14 protein-coding genes are annotated in these 19584 nt (G+C 61.9%); 11 read left to right on the top strand and 3 right to left on the bottom strand.

The window, feature by feature from the left end; translation table 11 throughout:
* Nucleotides 1–47: 47 nt before the first annotated feature.
* The 3 genes from HX801_RS06305 to HX801_RS06295 all read left to right on the top strand — a co-directional run bounded on the left by HX801_RS06305 (nucleotide 48) and on the right by HX801_RS06295 (nucleotide 2308).
* Nucleotides 48–320 carry a type B 50S ribosomal protein L31 gene (locus HX801_RS06305; protein WP_003216453.1) on the top strand — a complete coding sequence of 91 codons (273 nt, stop codon included), beginning with the start codon at nucleotides 48–50 and terminating at the stop codon, nucleotides 318–320.
* Nucleotides 321–502: 182 nt separating this feature from the next.
* A complete protein-coding gene (locus HX801_RS06300; protein ID WP_023659212.1) occupies nucleotides 503–1849 on the top strand; it encodes an HD domain-containing phosphohydrolase in 1347 nt (448 codons plus the stop codon).
* Nucleotides 1850–1897: 48 nt separating this feature from the next.
* Nucleotides 1898–2308, top strand: coding sequence for an NUDIX domain-containing protein (locus tag HX801_RS06295; protein WP_177021797.1), 411 nt, complete (start codon nucleotides 1898–1900; stop codon nucleotides 2306–2308).
* 48 nt (nucleotides 2309–2356) lie between these two features.
* On the opposite strand, the gene metR is transcribed toward HX801_RS06295, so the two are convergent.
* Together metR and HX801_RS06285 are read right to left on the bottom strand one after the other, a co-directional pair.
* Nucleotides 2357–3274, bottom strand: coding sequence for a transcriptional regulator MetR (gene metR, locus HX801_RS06290; RefSeq protein WP_003216460.1), 918 nt, complete (start codon nucleotides 3272–3274; stop codon nucleotides 2357–2359).
* A 96-nt stretch (nucleotides 3275–3370) separates the two neighbouring features.
* Nucleotides 3371–8947, bottom strand: a complete 5577-nt coding sequence (locus tag HX801_RS06285; protein WP_177021796.1) for a dermonecrotic toxin domain-containing protein — start codon at nucleotides 8945–8947, stop codon at nucleotides 3371–3373.
* A 203-nt stretch (nucleotides 8948–9150) separates the two neighbouring features.
* Here HX801_RS06285 and HX801_RS06280 point away from each other — a divergent pair, with 203 nt between their 5' ends.
* Together HX801_RS06280 and HX801_RS06275 are read left to right on the top strand one after the other, a co-directional pair.
* Nucleotides 9151–10170: an alpha/beta fold hydrolase gene (locus HX801_RS06280; protein ID WP_177021795.1), complete on the top strand. Its 1020-nt coding sequence runs from the start codon at nucleotides 9151–9153 to the stop codon at nucleotides 10168–10170.
* Between the two features lie 62 nt (nucleotides 10171–10232).
* Entirely contained in the window at nucleotides 10233–10886 is a 654-nt protein-coding gene (locus tag HX801_RS06275) for a DsbA family oxidoreductase (protein ID WP_003216466.1), read from the top strand.
* A gap of 205 nt (nucleotides 10887–11091) precedes the next feature.
* On the opposite strand, the gene HX801_RS06270 is transcribed toward HX801_RS06275, so the two are convergent.
* Nucleotides 11092–11862 carry a MipA/OmpV family protein gene (locus HX801_RS06270; protein WP_177021794.1) on the bottom strand — a complete coding sequence of 257 codons (771 nt, stop codon included), beginning with the start codon at nucleotides 11860–11862 and terminating at the stop codon, nucleotides 11092–11094.
* 229 nt (nucleotides 11863–12091) lie between these two features.
* Between HX801_RS06270 and HX801_RS06265 the strand changes: the two genes are divergently transcribed.
* The 6 genes from HX801_RS06265 to HX801_RS06240 are packed head-to-tail and all read left to right on the top strand — an operon-like array spanning nucleotide 12092 to nucleotide 19352.
* Nucleotides 12092–12796: an MtnX-like HAD-IB family phosphatase gene (locus HX801_RS06265; RefSeq protein ID WP_008435530.1), complete on the top strand. Its 705-nt coding sequence runs from the start codon at nucleotides 12092–12094 to the stop codon at nucleotides 12794–12796.
* On the top strand, nucleotides 12789–14183 hold the full coding sequence (locus HX801_RS06260) for an aspartate aminotransferase family protein (RefSeq protein ID WP_003216473.1): 1395 nt from the start codon (nucleotides 12789–12791) through the stop codon (nucleotides 14181–14183). The genes HX801_RS06265 and HX801_RS06260 overlap by 8 nt, the downstream gene beginning before the upstream one ends.
* Nucleotides 14180–15046 carry a carboxylesterase gene (locus HX801_RS06255; RefSeq protein ID WP_003216475.1) on the top strand — a complete coding sequence of 289 codons (867 nt, stop codon included), beginning with the start codon at nucleotides 14180–14182 and terminating at the stop codon, nucleotides 15044–15046. The genes HX801_RS06260 and HX801_RS06255 overlap by 4 nt, the downstream gene beginning before the upstream one ends.
* Before the next feature lie 16 nt (nucleotides 15047–15062).
* Nucleotides 15063–16187, top strand: coding sequence for a GNAT family N-acetyltransferase (locus HX801_RS06250; protein ID WP_177020514.1), 1125 nt, complete (start codon nucleotides 15063–15065; stop codon nucleotides 16185–16187).
* Nucleotides 16187–17965 carry a HAMP domain-containing sensor histidine kinase gene (locus tag HX801_RS06245; protein ID WP_102369840.1) on the top strand — a complete coding sequence of 593 codons (1779 nt, stop codon included), beginning with the start codon at nucleotides 16187–16189 and terminating at the stop codon, nucleotides 17963–17965. Before HX801_RS06250 ends, HX801_RS06245 begins: the two co-directional genes overlap by 1 nt.
* Complete coding sequence (locus HX801_RS06240) at nucleotides 17955–19352, top strand: sigma-54 dependent transcriptional regulator (protein ID WP_003216481.1); 1398 nt, start codon at nucleotides 17955–17957, stop codon at nucleotides 19350–19352. Before HX801_RS06245 ends, HX801_RS06240 begins: the two co-directional genes overlap by 11 nt.
* The last annotated feature ends 232 nt before the right edge of the window (nucleotides 19353–19584 follow it).

The raw sequence follows: 19584 nt of genomic DNA, 5'->3' as shown, positions 1-19584 counted from the left end.
TGTTACTGTATAACACTTGATGTTCACCCAGACGCCCCGGAGGCCTTATGAAACCTGGTATCCACCCCGACTACCGCACCGTGTTGTTCCATGACACCGCCGCCGACGTTTTCTTCCTGATCGGTTCCACCGTGGAAACCGACCGTACGCAACAACACAGCGACGGCAACACTTACCCCTACGTACTCCTGGACGTGTCCAGTGCCTCGCACCCGGTGTACACCGGCCAACAGCGCAAGACCCAGTCCGAAGGCCGCATCGCCGGCTTCAACAAGCGATTTGCATCGTTTGGTTCGGCCGGTAAAACCGCCGAGGCGTGATGCACCGCGCGTTATCTCAGGGCCGCTTCATTCAATGAAGTGGCCCTTTTTTATGCCCATCTGACGAAGTGATGTCTCAAGGCCATCACCGCAAAGAAAAACCGACTAAACTGCTGGGTAATGGCCAGGAGGCTGTTACCTTGACCGTAGGACACGCACATCGACGCTATACGAGGTGCCCCATGGGAGAGTCAGTGACCTTCGCAAATCCCGACCGCCCGGTAGTGCTGTTGATTGACGCACACCCGGACGTGCTGGACCGCCTGACGCAGTTGCTGCGCCTGGAACCCTTTGAATTATGCAGCGCCACCGACGCCGCTCACGCGCTGGCGATTCTGGCGCAGCAACCCGTCGACCTGGTGATGAGTGCCGCGCGCCTGCCGGACATGGACGGCGCCACCCTGCTTGCGCAGATCCACCATGATTACCCGCACACCGTGCGCATCCTGCTGACCGGTGAAACCGACCTGACGCTGATCATCAAGGCCATCAACGAAGGGCAGATCTACCGCTACCTGAGCAAACCCTGGAAAGACGAAGAACTGCTGCTGGCGTTGCGGCAATCCCTGGCCCATCAACACTCCGAGCGTGAGCGCCTGCGCCTGGAGCAATTGACCCGCCAGCAGAACGACGAACTCAAGCAACTCAACGCCAGCCTGGAAAAACGCGTGGCCTCACGCACCAGCGAGCTGCAGCAAACTGCTGACATGCTCGACCTGGCCTACGAAGAACTCAAACACAGCTACGCCACCGGCACCGAAGTGTTCTCGCTGCTGGCCAACCTGCGCTTGCCCCGAGCCAAGCAAACCAACCGGCAGATCATCGAGCTGGTGCGCACCTGGTGCCACGGCCGCGGCCTGGATGAGGCCAGCAATCGCGACCTGACCATGGCCGCCGCGCTCTACAACATCGGCAAGTTAAGTTGGAGCGACAACATGATGGTCTCTCCCAGCGACCTGCTGCACAGCACCTACCGTGAGCGGTACCGGGCGTATCCGGCCCAGAGCGAATCGTTGCTGATGACCCTGGAACCGATGAAAGACGCGGCACGCTTGATCCGCCATCACCAGGAACGCTGGGACGGCAGCGGTTTTCCCGACCACCTCAAGGGCGAAGCAATACCTGTAGGTTCGCGCCTGTTGAAACTGGCGGTGGACTTCATCGAATTGCAACGCGGGTTGATCCTTGAGCGGCAGATGAACAGCGACGAAGCGCTGCTCTACATCCGCAAATACGCCGGGCGCCTTTACGACCCGGACATGGTCGAGGACTTCATCCAGGCCTGCGCCGCGTTCCTCAGTGACGTGACCCTGGGCGACCCGTCGGTGAAGGTCCTGACCACCCGCGAACTGGCCGAAGGCATGGTGCTGGCGCGCAACCTCAACGCCGACAACGGCATGCTGCTGCTCAACGCCGGCAAGGTGTTGAACCTGCCGCTGGTGGACAAGCTGATTGCGTTCGAGGCCATGGAAGGGGCGAAGTACAGCGTGTTCATCAAGGAGCCGGATGAGGCACTGCTTTCGGGGTGAGACCGGTTCATGGGATCCTTGCGCCTTTGTATTCAAGGCGACCTTTTCATGACCTCCACCATTCGCATCGCCGCCGCCCTGCTGATCGGCAGCGACGGCCAGACCCTGCTGGTACGCAAGCGCGGCACCCAGGCCTTCATGCAGCCGGGCGGCAAGATCGATGCCGGCGAGCAACCCGTAGAGGCTTTGGCCCGTGAGCTGCACGAAGAACTGGGCCTGCGAGTTGATCCGGCGGCGGCTGTGTACCTTGGGCAATTCTCGGCGCCGGCGGCGAATGAGCCGGGGTTTGTGGTGCAGGCCGAATTGTTCCAGGTGCACATCGACGTGGCGGTGATGCCGGCTGCCGAGATTGAAGAGGTGTGCTGGATCGACCCGGCGGGCGACGGCGGTTTGCAGCTTGCGCCGCTGACCCGGGATTTGATTCTGCCGTTCTACCGCGCCTCTCTGATCCCTGCCTGATCTTGTGGCGAGGGAGCAAGCTCCCTCGCCACAGGTATCCGCTACAGGTCAGCGAACGGCGCTGACGCCGTCCAGGGTCGAAAACGAGGTGTCCTTGGCCGTCAGCAGAAAATCACGCATGTACGGCGCGTCCAGCATGTCGGCGCGAATCCCGGCGTACAGCGTGGCAAACAAACCTTTCTCCCCCAGCCGCTTGGCCTTCACATACCCCCGGGAGCTGTATTCATGCAGCGCCCAATGGGGCATGCCGCACACGCCGCGACCGCTGGCCACCAACTGCATCATCATCACCGTCAGTTCCGAGGTGCGCACCTGGGCCGGTTCTACATCCGCCGGTTCCAGGAAGCGGGTGAAGATGTCCAGGCGATCCCGCTCCACCGGGTAGGTGATCAGGGTTTCGCTGATCAGGTCTTCGGGCACGATGTACGGCTTGTTCGCCAGCGGGTGCTGGTTGGCCACGGCGAGCATGGCTTCGTAGGTGAACAGCGGTACATAGGTGATGCCCGGCAGCTCCAGCGGATCCGAGGTCACCACCAGGTCCAGGTCGCCACGGGCCAGGGCCGGCAGCGGCGCGAAGGCGAAGCCGGAGGCCAGGTCCAGCTCGACTTCCGGCCAGGCATCGCGGAACTGGTCGATGGTCGGCATCAACCACTGGAAGCAACTGTGGCACTCGATGGCCATGTGCAAACGCCCGGCCGTGCCGCCGGCCAGGCGCGCGATGTCGCGTTCGGCACCGCGCAGCAAGGGCAGGGTGGCGTCCGCCAGTTGCAGCAGGCGCAGGCCGGCGCTGGTGAAGCGCAGCGGCTTGGTCTTGCGCACGAATAACTGCATGCCCATGCGCTCTTCCAGTTCCTTGAACTGGTGGGAGAGTGCTGATTGCGTCAGGTGCAGGCGCTCAGCGGCCTCCACCAGGCTGTCGGCTTCGCGCAAGGCGTGCAGGGTCTTGAGATGGCGGATTTCGAGCACGGGGTCTCCATGAATATAACTTGTGACAAATTCGGATCGGTTGAGTTTGTCTCATGTTGATAGGCCTGTCGACCGTCGTGCTCAAGTCCCGCCGCCTCACACCCCGGCAAAGTGCCGGGTGGCCAGCGCTCGCCCGATATTGCCGCGCCAGATAGGGTCCACCGCGGCCCCGGCTTGCGCCTGGGCGACTTGCCATTGCAGGCCCAGGTTGCGCTGCTCGGGAATCTTCAAGTGGGCCTTGATGAACTCGTCGAACTGCGCCCCGGCCTTGTCGTAATGAAAGTGCGCGTACCACAGGGTGGCGGGCGGCGTTTGTGTCAGGTCCTGAATCACGTATTCCTGAAGAAAATCCGCCCGTCCTTTCTTGCCTTCATTGAGGTTGCGGGCCGGTTCGCCCTTGCGAATCTCCACCACCCGTTGTTCGCGAAGGTAGTCCAGATAACCTTCGGTAGGGGTTTTGCTGGCGAGGGTCTGGCGGATTCGCAGGTTGCGGCCCTTGATGGTCAGCTCCGCGGCCTTGGCCCGCAGTAGGCGCACGAGGTCCTCGGTGGGGTCCAGGCGTTCCAGGCGATTGGCCCGCAGGTTCAACTCGGCCGCTTCGCTGACCAGCAGGTGCTCCAGGTCCACCGGCAGCATTTTTTGCTCGGTGTAGGCGGTGGCGCGGCTTTCGTACAGCGCGACGTTGTCCAGGCGAGCCCTGGCTTCGCTCACCACGAACGGCTTGACGTTGGACTCCGGCGGCGCGGGTTCCGAGGCGGCAATATCCTTGAGCCGGGACTTGCCGCCGGGGCCCTTCACCCAGGTCTCGACGCGCCCGCTGGCGCTCTCAACCTGGTAAGTGGTGGCTTGGGTTTGTGGGTCGATGCTCTCGGTGCCCACCAGGGAAATATTGTCCTCGGTGTCGAATACCCGCCGCACGGGTTGCCCGGCCGGTGGGCGGCTTGCCGGCGACTCCTTGATGGCCCGGCGGGCGAGTTCGATCATCTGGTCAATGTCGACGAAAAACGCACTGAGTTGCGCCTGGTCGAAATGCTGCGGGTAACCGAGGTTCCAGGTGCGGATGGTCAGCCGGAATTGTTCATAGGCCTGTATGCAGTCTTCCAGCACCTTGCGCCGCTGTGTGATGTTGGCGCTGGCGTTGGGCAGTTCAAAATGCGAAGCCCATGCGCGGTTGACTTTGGCGTAGCTGTCCCGGGCCTGGGCCCGCAAGTAGAACCAAGACAGCTCGGCAACTTCGGGGTAAGTCTCAAGGGTATCGAAGCGGTGTAAAAATTTCAGGTGCGTGCGGTAGCTGTCATTGAGCGTACGTCGGAATTGCTCCAGCATCGGGCTTAGCCGGGTACGGTGGGCGGCATCGGTAACCTGATCGAACCAGCGGTTGAACTGGGAAAAGTCGGCATCGATCCGGTCCAGGTCACGCAGAATCTCGCTGCTGATCCTTTTACGCTGCCGCAGGATCTCCAGCATGGCGGGAACGATTGCCAAGGTGTCGAAAACCTCGGGGGAGATGGCGGTCATGTTATGGGTTCCAAGCTCCAGGCTCCGTGCCTCGATCTGCTTGAAGTGATAGCGCGCCCGGTTCAGGGTGGTCAGGGTCAGGCGCGCCGCATTGCGGCTCATGTCCTCTCTGATCGCGCGCTGGCGGTTGCCGCTGGTAAAGGGCACGAACTCCGTCAGTTCCTGATACTGGCGGCTGTACAGCTCGATGTCCTGCTCGAAGGCTCTGCGGATCGCCGGGCCTGCGCTGTCGGTGCGGGCCATCAGTTCTTCGGTTCGGTTAATGGAGAGCGCAATCAGGTCTTCGCGGCTGTTGATACTGTTGGCCAGCGCCTGTTGGCGGCGCAGGGCGCGGTCGGTCCACCAGCGTGGCAAGTAATCACGGATCGACTGGGGCCAGATCGGATCAAGCACTTCGGCCATATGCCCGAGCACGCTGCCGCCACCCGCCAGGCCGCCCTTGAATGCGCTGCCGTAGACGCCGTAGTGAGTGTCCCATTCGCCGTTTTCATCCAGGGCAATCGGCTGCTTGTAGGTTTTGCTGCGGGTCGGGCTCAGTCGCCAGTCCAGGGGATCGCCGGCCAGCTCAACCTGATAGATGCGCCCGCGCCGCACGATGAAGTCGCCTTCGGTATGCCGGTACACATTGCGATAAAAACCGTGGGTCTGCGGTTGCAGCCCGGCCAGCGAGATCACTCCTTCATATTCATAACCGGCGAAACGCTGTGCCGCCCGCCGAGCCTGGGTGACCGAGGGAAGGTGCAGGCTGGCGGCGCTGCTGGCCAGATGGCGCAATTGACGCTCGCGGGTGGCAGCGCGGGCGTTGATCGGCAGGGCGAGGCTGCCCGGCAGAATGTCCATGGCGCAGTCGATCAGCGACAACAGCACCGCCTCGACCTCGGCCAAGCCATGGCCGACGTTCCCGCGCAGGAACGCAGCAGTGGCCAGGTTGGCACTGGACCAGGCGTCATACAACGCGACGACCGAACCCACGAAAGGCACCAGCCCCAGGGCGATTTTCAGGTAGTTGAAGATCAGCCCGGCGCGCAGCGCATTCTGCTCCAGCAACAAGGCCGCGTTGGAGCGCGAGGTCGCGCGGTGCGCTTCTATGACGCGGCCCATATGGGCGTTCAGCAAATGAGTGGCCAGCGATGTGGTGGCCGGCCACGGGGTTCCGACGGCAAAGACCGGATCAAAATTCCGTTGCTGGGCCTGAGCGATCCGGGCGAGGTGGGCGGCGGTGTCGCCCTTGATGGCCAGGCCGGCCAGGTAGGCGCTCATGCCGCTGACCAGGCTGAGGTCGTAGAGCGCCTTGCGGGCCAGTTCCAGGCTCGGGTAGCGCCGCAGGTCCTGGTTGTCCGGGCTGTTTGGCAGGTACAGCAGGGTTGTGCCGGAGATTTGTTCCTGGATGAAGGTGACCCCTGACAGGGTGGTCGGACCGAAGTCGGTATCTTCACCGCCCGCACTCAGGGTGGCCGGCAGCAGCACGATTTTCTTGTCTTCCACCTGCCAGGCATCCGCGTTGTCGGCGTCGATGGCTATGCTCAGCAGCCGCAGATCGTTGTCGTCGAATCGCCCCAGGGCCCGCGCGCGTTTGCCTTGCAGCATGAGCATCAGGCGCAGCGGCTCGGTCAGGCATTCGCGACGGTGCTGCGTGGTGAAAGGCGCCGCCGCGGGATCACCGAGGAAGGTGCGGGTGATCAAGCTTTCGTAGGCCCCGGCGAGGTCCAGCTCCTTGACCAGGGTCTTCAGGTATTCCAGGGACAGGCCGGTGGTCAGCCGGGTGGTTTCAGGGGCATTGGGGCCGGAGACATCGAGCTTCATGTAGGTCAGGCGCTGGGCCAGCGTCGGGTCGATGTTTTGCTGGGCCAGTTGCAACAATGACAGGGTGCTGCGGCGGGTACTGGGCACCGTCACATACTTGAACGGTGTACCCGGGCCCGCGTATTCGGACAGGTATTCGCGCTCCTGGCTGACCGTATCGGGCAGGTCCAGTTGCACCGACCAGGTGTTTTCAAGCTGGAAGTCTTCGCGTAGGCGTTGGTCCAGGCGGCGCTGGCCGAAATCGTCGAAAGGTTCCAGCTCGCGTTCGAGCAATTGCTGCGAGCGATGCAGGGCGCTGATCTGCGCGTGTATCAGGTGCTTGAGCGCCAGGCGTTCATCTGCCGGCAACTGGCTCAACTCCCCAGGCAGTGCCCCGGCCAGGGTGCTGCTGCGTTGTTGCTCGAGCAGTTGTCCATACGCCAGTTCCCGCGCCGGACACACCGGGGTTTGCAGGGTAAACAGGGTTTGCTCTTTGAGTTTGTCCAGGCCTTCGGTTCGCTCCTGGCCGAACGGAGGCACCGGGAAGAGGGAGATCAGCGCATACGCCTGTTGTTCGCTGGCGTACAGCTGCTGTTGCAACGAGTATTCAATCGGGTCGCCGGTGAGCAGCGACAATTGCAGGGTGACGTCCTGCGCTTCGCTCGACAGCTTGAACAGCGAGTGTTCCAGGGCTTGGCGGGATTCGAAACGCTGCAGGCCGCCTGCATTGCCGGGCCAGTACAGCAACAGGCTGTGGGGCGCCGAAGAGGTCAGCGCGCTGGTCTGGGTGATGAGCAACAGGCCTGTCAGCTCCTCGGAACCTTCCCTTGGGTCACGGCTGGAGAGGATCAGGCGGGTCACCGCGACAGCCGGGCGGCGTTCCGGGGCCGCGGGGTGTTCCGTGACGGCCAGGAGCAGGCCGTGTTCTTCATCGCTGATCTGCTGGAGCGCATGCTGGATGGCGCCCTCGGCGCGCAGGGCGGCGAGCCGCGCCTGGTAGAGCGCGTCATAGTCCGGATTGGGTTTTTGCCGCAGCTCAAGTTGATCGAAGGCGGCTTTTTTTGCCAGCAGGCCGCTGGCGGCATCATTGCCGGCCTGCTCTGCGTCTTTCAGCGCTTGCATCAAACCCTTCAACTGCGCCAGCCGGGCGGTTTGCTCAGGGCCATCGCCCAGGAAGCGTTCCAGTGAGCTGCGTTGCAGCCTGATCGCGGCCCAGCGCTGGCCCAGGGCAATGTCGGCGCTGAGGTGGCCGAAGGGCAGGGCAGGAGGCAGGTCGTCAGCGTCCGGGCCGGGCGTATCTGCCGGTTGATGCGGTGCGATAAGCATCGGGATTTCCCGGCGCTGGCGGTCCAGGCGGTCGGCATCATCCAGGGCATGGCTGGCGTAACGGGCCAGGTCACTGCCATTGCGATGACGGTTGCGCAGGCTTTCCAGCTGAGCCGCGTGCAGGTGCGACAGCAGGTCCAGAATGCCGTGCTCCAGGGGTTCGGTGCGCGAGCTGTATTCGACGGTGACAGCGTCAGCCGCGACGTCCGGCGGGATCAGTTGCTGATGCGCTGCGACCAGCCACTGCTCCATGTCGCGGCGTTGGCTGAAGACCATCACGCCGGGTTGCCGGCAGGGCAGGTACAGGGTTTGTGTCAACAGCGGCTCCTGGCCCACGGAGATGACCCAGGCGCCAGCCAATTTGACCTTGCTCTGGTCGGGCAGCAGCAACGCCAGCTGGCAGGTCTCGACGGGGCGTACGCCATTGGGGGTGGTGACCGGGTTGAGCACTGTCTGCAACGAGATCAGTTGTTGGGCACCCAGCCTTCCCTGGGCATAGGCCGATTGCCCGCAGGCCTCGAAATGCTGGCAGTACAGTTGTGCCGCCCGCTCGCGACGGGACAACGGCGTACCCGGCGCCCGGGTACTCCAATAGTTTTCCCAGCGGGCGCTGAGCAGTTTCCCCAGGCCCAGTGCCTGGAGCCGCTTGAGCAATTGCACGGGCGTGAGGGCTGACAGGCGGTGGGACGCCAGGCCGACCACGGTGCTGCGGGCATCCAGGTTGGGGGAGATGTCTGGAAACTGGCAGATAAATCCCCAGGCATCCACCAGGCTGACGAAGTGCTCGTCGTGATCTTCGGTCTTGAGAAATCCCAGGCCGACCGGTGCTGCGCCCAGTTGCCAATGCTCTGTGAGCAGTTGTTCGATGGAGTCGCGCACGCCGGGTGCCTGGGCAATCAGTTGATGCAGCTCCTGTTGGCTTTCGCGCCAGCGCGCTGAGGCTTGCAGGGACAGGCTCTGGTCCTGGAGGCGGGCCTGGCCTGGAAGCGACGGTGAGGCGAAGTCGCTCAGGGTGGCAGACGGGGGAAGTAGGGTGAGGTCACTCATGATGGTGTGTTCATGCTCTGGTGAGACCGGGCTTGCCGGTGAATGCACCATTAAAAAGGCGGGGCCAGGGCGTGAGGTGATAGATAGATACGCGGATGACCGTTGGGCGCCCTTCATCAAACTGTCACTGAACTGTGGCAGCGCGCTTGTACAAAGTTCATCAGACTCGCGCTCTACTGGGGTTCTGCGTTTCGGTGTTTTTCATGCGCGTGTTGTTTTTCATGGCCGCTCTGTTATTCGGCCTGCCGTCCTTTGCGGCTTCTCGATGTGATGTGAATGTCCCGACTGAACGGGTTGATCTGGAACAGGTGAGCCTGGCCTACCAGAGCATTGGTCGTGCCTCCGACCCGGCCTTGCTGCTGGTGATGGGCCTGGGCGGGCAGTTGATCCACTGGCCGGACGAAGTGGTGGTGGCCCTGTGTGAGCAGGGCTTTCGGGTGATTCGTTATGACAACCGTGATGTCGGGCTGTCCACCTGGCGCCAGGCACCGGCCAGCGCCAACCTGACCTTTGAAGTGCTGCGCTACAAGCTCGGTCTGCCGGTGGCGGCGCCCTACACCCTGACCGACATGGCGAATGACGCACTGGGCTTGATGGACGGCTTGCACATTCAGCAGTTCCACGTGCTGGGCGCGAGCATGGGCGGCATGATCGCCCAGCACCTGGCGGCCATGGCGCCGCAACGAGTGGAAAGCCTCACGCTGATCATGACCAGCTCCGGCGCCGAAGGCCTGCCGGCACCGAGTGCGGCGCTGGTGCAACTGTTGTCGCGCCGCAGCGCGCCCAATCGTGAAGTGGCCCTGGAACAACAGGCCGACCTGCTGGCGGCGCTGGGCAGTCCTTATGTGAAGGATGATCGCAAGGTGCTGTTGCAGCAGGCGGCGCAGTCGTACGACCGGGCGTTCAACCCTGACGGTGTGAAGCGCCAGATCATGGCGATCCTTGCCGAACCGAGCCGGGTGCCGTTGCTCAATCAACTGCGGGTGCCGACGCTGGTGGTGCATGGCACGGCCGATCCATTGTTGCCGGTGATGCATGGGGTGCACCTGGCGGCGCATATCCAGGGCAGCCAGCTGCGGCTGATTCCGGGGCTGGCGCATCGCTTCCAGGAGGCGTTCAAGGCGCCGTTGCTGGCGGCGGTCTTGCCCTATTTGCAAGCGCATCGTCAGGATGCGGCGCATTGGGCGCAAATCGACCCGGTGGCGCCTGCGAAGGTTTTGTAGGGGCTTGACGGGGTGTATCGTGGGATCTTTCCGGCGTGTAATGCCAGCGAGGTTGCCTAGTCATGAGTACTCCCCTGAAAATCGATTTCGTCAGCGACGTGTCGTGTCCCTGGTGCATCATTGGCCTGCGTGGCTTGACCGAGGCCCTGGACCAACTGGGTCCGGAGGTGCAGGCCGAGATTCATTTCCAGCCGTTTGAGCTGAACCCCAACATGGCTGCCGAAGGGCAGAACATTACCGAGCACATCACTGAAAAGTACGGCTCCACGGCTGAGCAGTCCCAGGCTAACCGGGCGCGGATTCGTGATATGGGTGCGGAGTTGGGTTTTGCGTTTCGTACGGACGGGCAGAGTCGTATCTACAACACGTTTGATGCCCATCGTCTGTTGCATTGGGCGGGGCTTGAGGGGTTGCAGTACAACCTCAAGGAAGCATTGTTCAAGGCGTATTTCACTGACCAGCAGGATCCGTCTGATCACGGGACGTTGGCGGGGATTGCCGAGGGTGTTGGGCTGGACCGTGTGCGGGCAGAGGAAATTCTGGCTTCGGACGAATATGCCGCCGAGGTGCGGGAGCAGGAGCAGTTGTGGGTGTCTCGCGGGGTGACTTCTGTGCCTACCATCGTGTTCAACGATCAGTACGCGGTGAGTGGTGGGCAGCCGGCTGAGGCGTTTGTCGGGGCGATTCGGCAGATTATCAGTGAGGCCAAGGGCTGAATGGGGGCTGTCAGATAAAAATTAAAAAGCAGCCGACCTGAGTGTTAGAAGCAAAAGCAGAGCCGCTTTATGTGGGAGCGGGCTTGCTCGCGAAGAACCAGAGGGCGCCGCGTTGAATCAGGATGCCCGAGTCATCGTTAACGACCTTCGCGAGCAAGCCCGCTCCCACATTTGGAGCGTGCCCGCCTTTGATTTTGCTGTTGCTTCAATCAAACTTATAGCTGATGGCCGTCTGCACCTGCCCCTGATTCACATCCCCGGTCTCCTTGACGATGCTGCTATTGGCCGCTGACCCCACCAGGTGTATCCAACTGGCACTGGTCAACAGCGACCACTTCGCATCCAAAGGAAACTCAAAACTTTGCGTCAGCGTCAGGTTCTGAAACCCGGCACTGGCGTTATACGGCCGAAACCCCGAGGCCGCAGCCTCATTGGCATCCACCCCGAAAAACGTCTGCGCCTGGCGGGCATCGGCAAAGTGCGCCATCAGGCCGGTGCTGCCGATAATGCCGCTCCCCAACGGATAACCCAATTCGCCGCCGAGCTTCCCCACAACCCCGCTTTGATCACGCGCCCCGCCCACGGCCTGACCCACCTGTGCATACACCCGCCAGAAATCAGCCGGAGCGTACTGAATAAAGCCTCCAACCTCGGCCATATCCGAAACATCACGCAAGCCCCGCAGCGACCCATTGGCCGTCCGCCCCGGCAAGTAGTTGATGTAAGGCCCGGCAGTAAAGCCATGGGTATTCAGGGCACTCCAGGTCAGCCCATCGTCGGTACCCAGGCTGACACTCCCCCAATCCAGGTCGAAATACGGGATCGGCCGCGTTTCGTAGCGGCTGCCCGTCGGATCGTGGGGCTGATAGCTGACGCCTGCGCCGGCTTCACCGGTAATTCCGTCCGCCAGCGCAGCGCCGCAAACGCCCCACAGCCCCAGCAAGCCGGTGAATACAGCAAAAGTAACCCTGAACATGGAGCCATTTCCTTTTGTGAACATGCGCGCATGAACGCGCAAACGCCCTGCCTTAGGCAAGCACTCATCTAGGTTGTAGCGAGCTACAAAAATTGTAGCAAGTTCCGACACAACCACACGCCGATACCCGCCAAACCCTTTGAAAACAGGGGTTGGTGGCACTTGGCACACTCCATGCTCTATCCCCTGCAAGCGCAACAGCGCGCTCCTACTTCATAGGTAAATGCAGATGATCCACTGGCATATCGTGTGTGACTTCGACGGGACCATCACCCCTACCGACGTCATCGACAACGTCCTCCAACGCTTCGCCGGCCCCGAGTGGGAAACCATCGAGCAGGAATGGCTGGATGGGCACATCGGTTCGCGCGAATGCCTGAGCCGTCAACTGGCGCTGATCAAGGCGACCCCGGCCGAGTTGCTGGCGTATTTCGACAGCGTCGAGATCGATCCGGACTTCCCGGACTTCGTCGACCACGTCATGGGCCTGGGCGCTTCCATTGAAGTGGTCAGCGATGGCATCGAACAAGGCATCGCGCGGATTCTGTCGCGCAACTACGTGACCTTGCTGCCGATCCTCGCCAACCGCCTGCGCCAGGTCGACCAGAACAGCTGGCGCATCGACTTCCCGTATGCCAGCGACGCCTGCCGTGCCGCCTCCGGCAACTGCAAGTGCAAGTCCACGCCGCGCAACAAGCGCGTGCTGGTGATCGGCGACGGCAAGTCCGACATGTGCGTGGCCTCCACCGCCGACTTCGTCTTCGCCAAGGCCAGCCTGGCCGACTACTGCGAAACCAACAACATCCCTTACGCGCGGTTCGACACCTTCGCCGAACTGCCGGCATTGCTGGCCAAGCTGCCTCAGGGCATCGCCGCCAACGCCACCTCCTTCAGCACCTCTTCCGACAATCAGGAACTCTTCCACCATGTCTGATATCCGCATCGCTACCGCAGAAGACCAGGTTCTTCTGGATAAAGAAGCCAAGTACTGCTCCTACGGCGACACCGTTCACTACATCGACCCGCCGCGCATTTTCAGCCGCTGCGAAGGCTCCTACGTGTGGGACACCGAAGACCAGGCTTACCTCGACCTGCAAATGTGGTACTCGGCCGTTAACTTCGGTTACGCCAACCCGCGCCTGAACAACGCGCTGAAACAGCAGATCGACACCCTCCCGCAAATCGCCAGCCAGTACCTGCACAAAGGCAAGATCGAGCTGTCGGAAATGATCGCAGTCGACGCCAAGAAAAAATTCGGCCTCGACGGTCGTGTGCACTTCAACGTGGGCGGTTCGCAGTCCATCGAAGACTCCCTGAAAGTGGTGCGTAACGCCACCAACGGCAAGAGCCTGATGTTCGCCTTCGAAGGCGGCTACCACGGCCGTACCCTTGGCGCTTCGTCGATCACTTCGAGCTACCGCTACCGTCGTCGCTATGGCCACTTCGGCGAGCGCGCCAACTTCATCCCGTTCCCGTACCACTTCCGCGGCCCTAAAGGCATGACCAAGGAAGAATACGGCAGCCACTGCGTGCAGCAGTTCGCCCGTCTGTTCGAAACCGAATACAACGGTGTGTGGGACCCGAAAGTCGGCCAGAGCGAATACGCCGCCTTCTACGTCGAGCCGATCCAGGGCACCGGCGGCTACGTGATCCCGCCGATGAACTTCTACAGCGAGCTCAAGCAGGTCCTCGACCAGCACGGCATCCTGATGGTCGTCGACGAAATCCAGATGGGCTTCTGGCGTACCGGCAAGCTGTGGTCGATCGAACACTTCGACGTCAAGCCGGACGTGATCGTCTTCGGCAAGGCGCTGACCAACGGCCTGAACCCGCTGGGCGGCATCTGGGCCAAGGAAGAGTTGATCAACCCTAAGATCTTCCCGCCAGGCTCCACTCACTCCACCTTCGCGTCCAACCCGTTGGGCACCGCGGTAGGCCTGGAAATGTTCAAGATGACCAGCGAAGTCGACTACGGCGCGATGGTCATGGCCAAGGGCAAATACTTCCTGGCCGGCCTGCAAGAGCTGCAAAAGCGCTTCCCGATCATCGGCGACGTCGATGGCCTGGGCCTGGCCCTGCGCTGCGAAATCTGCGGCCCGGACGGCTTCACTCCGGACAAGGCGACCCTGGACTACATGGTCGAGGAAGGCATGAAGGGCGACATGGTGGTTGACGGTCAGAAACTCGGCCTGATCCTCGACGTGGGCGGCTACTACAAGAACGTGATCACCCTGGCACCGTCGCTGGAAATCAGCTACCCGGAAATCGACCTGGGCCTGAAGCTGCTCGAGCAACTGCTTGTGCGAGCGACCAAACGGTGAGCAGCCACGAGATCGACCTCGGTGAAGGTGATGCCGGCTTCGTTCTCGGTAGCGGTCCGATTGGGATCCTGTTGATCCACGGCCTGACGGGCACCCCGACGGAACTCCGTCGGGTGGCTCAGGGGTTGGCCAAGGTCGGTAACTGCACGGTGTACGTGCCGACCCTGGCCGGCCACTGCGGGGACAACAGCGACCTGCAAGCCACCGGCTGGCAGGACTGGTACGAAGGCGTGCGCAAGACCTTCGTCGCGGTGAAACAGCGCCACGAGCAGGTATTCGTCGGCGGCTTGTCGATGGGCGCGGTGATGTCGATGTACGTGGCGTCGCAGTTCCCCGGCCAGGTTGCCGGCTTGCTGATGTACTCCACGACGTTGAAGTACGACGGCTGGAGCATCAACAAGATGGCGTTCATCACGCCCTTGCTGATCCGTATTCCCTTCGGTGTGCGCCTGTTCCGCTTTACTGAAAAGCCGCCCTACGGCATCAAGAACGAGCGCCTGCGGGCGATCGTCGAGCGGCAGATGAAGGAAGGGGAGAGCAGCGAGGCGGGTCTCTTGACCATGGAGGGCGTCACGGTGCGCGAGTTGCACTGGATGAATGCCGTGGTGAAGAAGCTCATGCCATCGATCAAGACCCCGGCCCTGGTGCTGCATTCCATCGAGGATGACATCACCAGCCGTTGGAACGCCGATTACGTGGAACGCCATCTCGGCGGCCCCGTGACCAAGATCCTGCTGGACAACTGCTACCACATGATCACCGTCGACCTGCAATACCGTCGGGTGATCGAGTTGAGTGCCGAGTTTGTCGGGCAGCACGCACACGCCACAGAGGCACCTGAAGATTATCGACAGCTGGCTTGAACCCTAAGGATTTGACGTGATCACCGCCCAAGCCTTTTCGACCATTCGGGCCATCGAACGCAGTGCCTGGAACGACTGTTTTCCCGATGCCCTGGAGGATTGGGACTATTACGTGGCCGTGGAAAACGCCGCTATTGATGACTTTCAGTGGCGCTACCTCGCGGTGTTTGACGATGCAAGGCTGGTGGCGGTCGCGCCGGCGTTCATCACGCGGTATCGCCTGGACACCACCGTGTCAGGCGTAGGCAAGCGCTTTACCGAGCGCCTGGAGCGACTGTGGCCGGGTGTTTTGAAGTTGGGCCTGTATGCCATCGGCTCGCCGGTGGCGGAGCAGTGCAATGCGGGCATCGCCAGCCACGTTGCCGAATCAGGGCGCGAGGCTCTGCTTGCGCAATTGCTCGCTGCCGCGCGCCAGGATGCCGATACGTTCGGCGTCGGGCTGGTGGCGGTCAAGGATGCACCGACCAGGGACGAAGGCTGGTCAAACAGCTGCCTTGGCGCGGGTTTCCAGAGCATGCCCAGCCTGCCAACGGCCTTGTTGCCGATCCCTTTTGGTTCAGTGGACGCCTACCTCGGTTCGCTGGACAAAGCCACCCGCAAGGACCTGCGCCGCAAACTGCGTGCGCCGGGCCCGCGTGTCGAGTGGCGACGCAACATCGACGACGTACTGCCGCGCATCATGGCGCTGTATGAGGCCACCCTGGAACGCTCCGACCTGCAGTTCGAGCGACTGCCGGCAGGCTATTTCACCGGTATCCTTGAACAGCTGCAGGAACGTGCGGTCTGTGTGCTTTATTGGGTGGACGAGCAACTGGTGGCGTTCAACCTGATCCTGCTTAACCGGGATCGCCTGATTGACAAGTTTTTCGGCGAAGACAGTAACTACAGTCGCGAATACAGCCTGGCGGTGCGCAGTTGGTTAACCAACATCGACTACTGTATTCGCAACGATATTGCGTTATATGAATGTGGTCAGGCCGGCTATGCCAGCAAGTTGCTGCTGGGCTGCGAGTTCCAGGGCAACAGCATGTTTTTCCGCCACCGTAACTGGCTGGTCAACCGTGCGCTGTTCGTTGCAAAAGTGTTTCTCCGACCGGATCGATCCGACCCTGCCATGGCTGCTGCGATAAGCGAAACCTGATGATCAACAAGACCCGCCAAAAAGCCCGCCCCTTTGCCATTTCGCGTTGGAGCGTCCAGCGCAAGCTGGTGTTGGCGTTCTGGCTGGTGACGGTAATTCCGACGATGATCGCGGCGGAGCTGGCCGCCACGACGTTGTCGCAGATCTTCGACAGCAACGTGCGCATCTGGCTGCAGGAGTCGACCAAGATCGTCAAGGACGAGATCGGCGACATCCTCCACGACAACGCCCGGGTCGCCCAACTGTTCCTGCGCTACACCAAGCCGCCGTCGTCGCGCCAGGCCGAGAAACACGACAAGCTGACCGCCGATATTGCCGCCGCCACCGACATCGACGTGGTGGCGCTGATCCGCAGCAGTGACCACAAAATCGTGTTTACCACCGCCGCCGACGACATCGTCAAGCAAATCAACCTGGCCAGTAATGCGGTGTTGCAGACGGTCGAAGTGGGTGGCGTGACCACCGGGGTTGTGGTGTCCACCTTCGAGACCAGCGAGGACGGCGTCGATTATCAACTGCTGGTGGCCACTTATCTGGACAGCAGTTTCCTGACCAGTGTGGCCGATGTGCATTCCCTCGACCTGCGCTTGTACCTGGCCAACCCCAGCGGGTTTTCGGAGATTTTCTCCACCCAGCGCTTTGTCGATCACCCCGCGCGGATTCCTTCGAGTATCGAATCTGCGCTGCGCAGCACCAAGCAGCCCAGCGAACAGTTCACCAACAACTACAGCGGTTTGTACTGGCCGATCTTCAACGATGCCGGCGAGCTGCAAGGGGTGATCTTCAGTGGCTTGCTGCGCCATACCAGCCTGGTGGGCCTGGTGAACCAGAGCAATCTGTTCGTGTTGATCTTCCTGCTCAGCTCGGCGTTGTCCCTTGGTGCGGGCATGCTGGTGTCCCAGCGCCTGACCCGGCCATTGCGGGATCTGTCCGAAGGCGTCAGCGCGGTGATCTCGGGTAACTATCAGCACCGTGTGGCGGTCAGCGGCGGCGACGAGCTGGCGCAACTGAGCAGCACCTTCAACCACATGACCGAGCGCCTCGGTGAGTTGCATCACCTGGAAGCGCAACTGCGCCGCCGCGACCGCCTGCATGCACTGGGCGAAGTCGCGATGGGCCTGGCCCACGAAATTCGCAACCCGCTGGGCATTATCAAGACGGCCACCCAGTTGCTGCATCGCCGCGCCGATTTGCCGGAAACCGACAAGCGTCACCTCGAATACGTGATCAGCGAAGTCAGCCGGATCAACGACCTGATCACCGAATTCCTCGACTTCGCCAAACCCAGTGCGCCGCTGCGCACCGTGCAGGCGGCACGCCCGGTGGTGGAGGAGATCCTCGGCTTCTGCGGGCCTGAGCTTGCGACCCATAACATCGACGCGCAAATTGATGATGCGGCTCCCGGCGCGACGATTTATGCCGATGCCAAGCAGCTCAAGCAGGCGTGCCTGAACCTGATTCTCAACGCCATCGACGCCATGCCCGGAGGCGGGCGCCTGACCCTGGGCATCCACAGCGTGGGCGGCAACACGGTGATCAGCATCGGCGATACCGGCGAGGGCATTGCGCCGGACATGATCGAGCGGATCTTCACACCATTCGTCACCACCAAGGCCTCGGGCACGGGCTTGGGTCTGGCCAAAGTGTTCTCGATCATGGAAAGTCATGACGGCAGCATCGAATGTGTCAGCGAGACAGATGCCGGCGCCACCTTCAGCCTGTACATTCCGGCCCAGGGTGCAGACGACGGCGATGATGAGGATGGTGATGACGCATAACGTATTGGTAGTTGACGACGAACCCAAGCTCTGTGACTTGCTTTCGTCGGCCTTGAGCCAGAGCGGGATCCAGGTGTTTACCGCCGGCAACGGCCTGCATGCGCTCAAGGTGCTGGAGCAGGAAGACATCGACCTGGTGATCAGCGACTGGCGCATGCCCGGCATGGACGGGCCGGCGCTGCTGGCGGAAATCAAGGTGCGCTACCCGCAACTGCCGGTGATCGTGATGACCGCCTACAGCACCGTGAAGAACGCGGTGCAGTCGATGCGCAACGGCGCCTACGACTATATTGCCAAGCCCTTCGATATCGACGAGCTGGACATCACGGTGGCGAAGGCCCTGCAGTTCCGCGACATCATGCGCGACAACGCGCGCATGCGTGCCGAGTTGGATGAACATGCGCAGTTCGACAGCCTGGTGGGTGACAGCCCGGCGTTCCGCCGCGTGCTGCACGCCGTGGACTCGGTGCGCGACAGCAACGCTACGGTGCTGCTGACGGGCGAAAGCGGCACCGGCAAGGAGATGGTCGCCCGCGCCATTCACAAGCACGGCAACCGCGCCGACAAGCCGTTTGTGGCGGTCAACTGCGCGGCAATCCCCGAAGGTTTGCTGGAAAGCGAGATGTTCGGCCACCGCAAGGGCGCCTTCACTGGCGCCGTGGCGGATCGGGTCGGGCGCTTCATGCAGGCCGACAAGGGCACGTTGTTTCTCGATGAAGTGGGTGACATGCCGTTGGCGTTGCAGGCGAAAATCCTGCGGGCCTTGCAGGAGCGGGTGATCGAGCCGGTGGGTGACCCGCGCGAGCGCAAGGTGGATGTGCGAGTGATCGCTGCCACCAACAAGAACTTGCTGGATGCGGTGGCGAACAAAGAGTTTCGTGAAGACCTTTACTACCGCTTGAACGTATTTCCGATTCCGCTGCCGGCCTTGCGTGAGCGGGTGGAAGACATCGCGCCGCTGGCCCGGCACTTTGCCCAGACCTTGAGTGCCACGGCAGGCAAACGCATCACCGGTTTCAGCCCCGAGGCGTTGCAGGCCATGGCGGCGTATTCCTGGCCGGGCAATATTCGTGAGCTGCAGAACTGTGTGGAGCGGGCGACCATTGTCGCGGCGACGCCGGTGATCGAGGATATTGATTTGCCGGCGTATCTGTTTGCTTCGACGCCGGCTGAGGATGGGGTGGGCGCGATACTCAGCAACGGGCCGGGTGTGCCGCAGGATCTGGATGCGGCGCTGGCTGAGGTAGAGAAGGCTTACATCATGGCTGCGTTGCAGGAGAGCAACGGGGTGCAGGCTGCGGCGGCGCAGAAGATCGGGATTTCCGAGCGCAGTTTTTGGTATCGGTTGAAGAAGCTGGGGATTCAGGTGGACAAGATTGTTCGCTAGGGGGCGCTGAGCGTTTTGGGGGGGAGTACATATCCGTTATTTAGGTAACGGCGGCTTATGGTTCCGCTCTTACAGCGGGTCACTTTTGGCAAACGCCCGGAATGCCGGCCCAGCCAAAAGTAAAAGGTCTTTGCCCCACCACTCGGTGCCTCGCTTAGGCTCGGCATGCCCGCACTCCGGCCCGGTTCCGCGGGCCGCCGCGACGGGCCATCCATGGCCCGGCGCGGCTAAA

This window comes from Pseudomonas sp. G1002 (assembly GCF_013385455.1).
Lineage (GTDB): Bacteria > Pseudomonadota > Gammaproteobacteria > Pseudomonadales > Pseudomonadaceae > Aquipseudomonas.
Note: the sequence above shows the minus strand (reverse complement) of the source record. Positions and strands in the feature narration are given on the sequence as shown.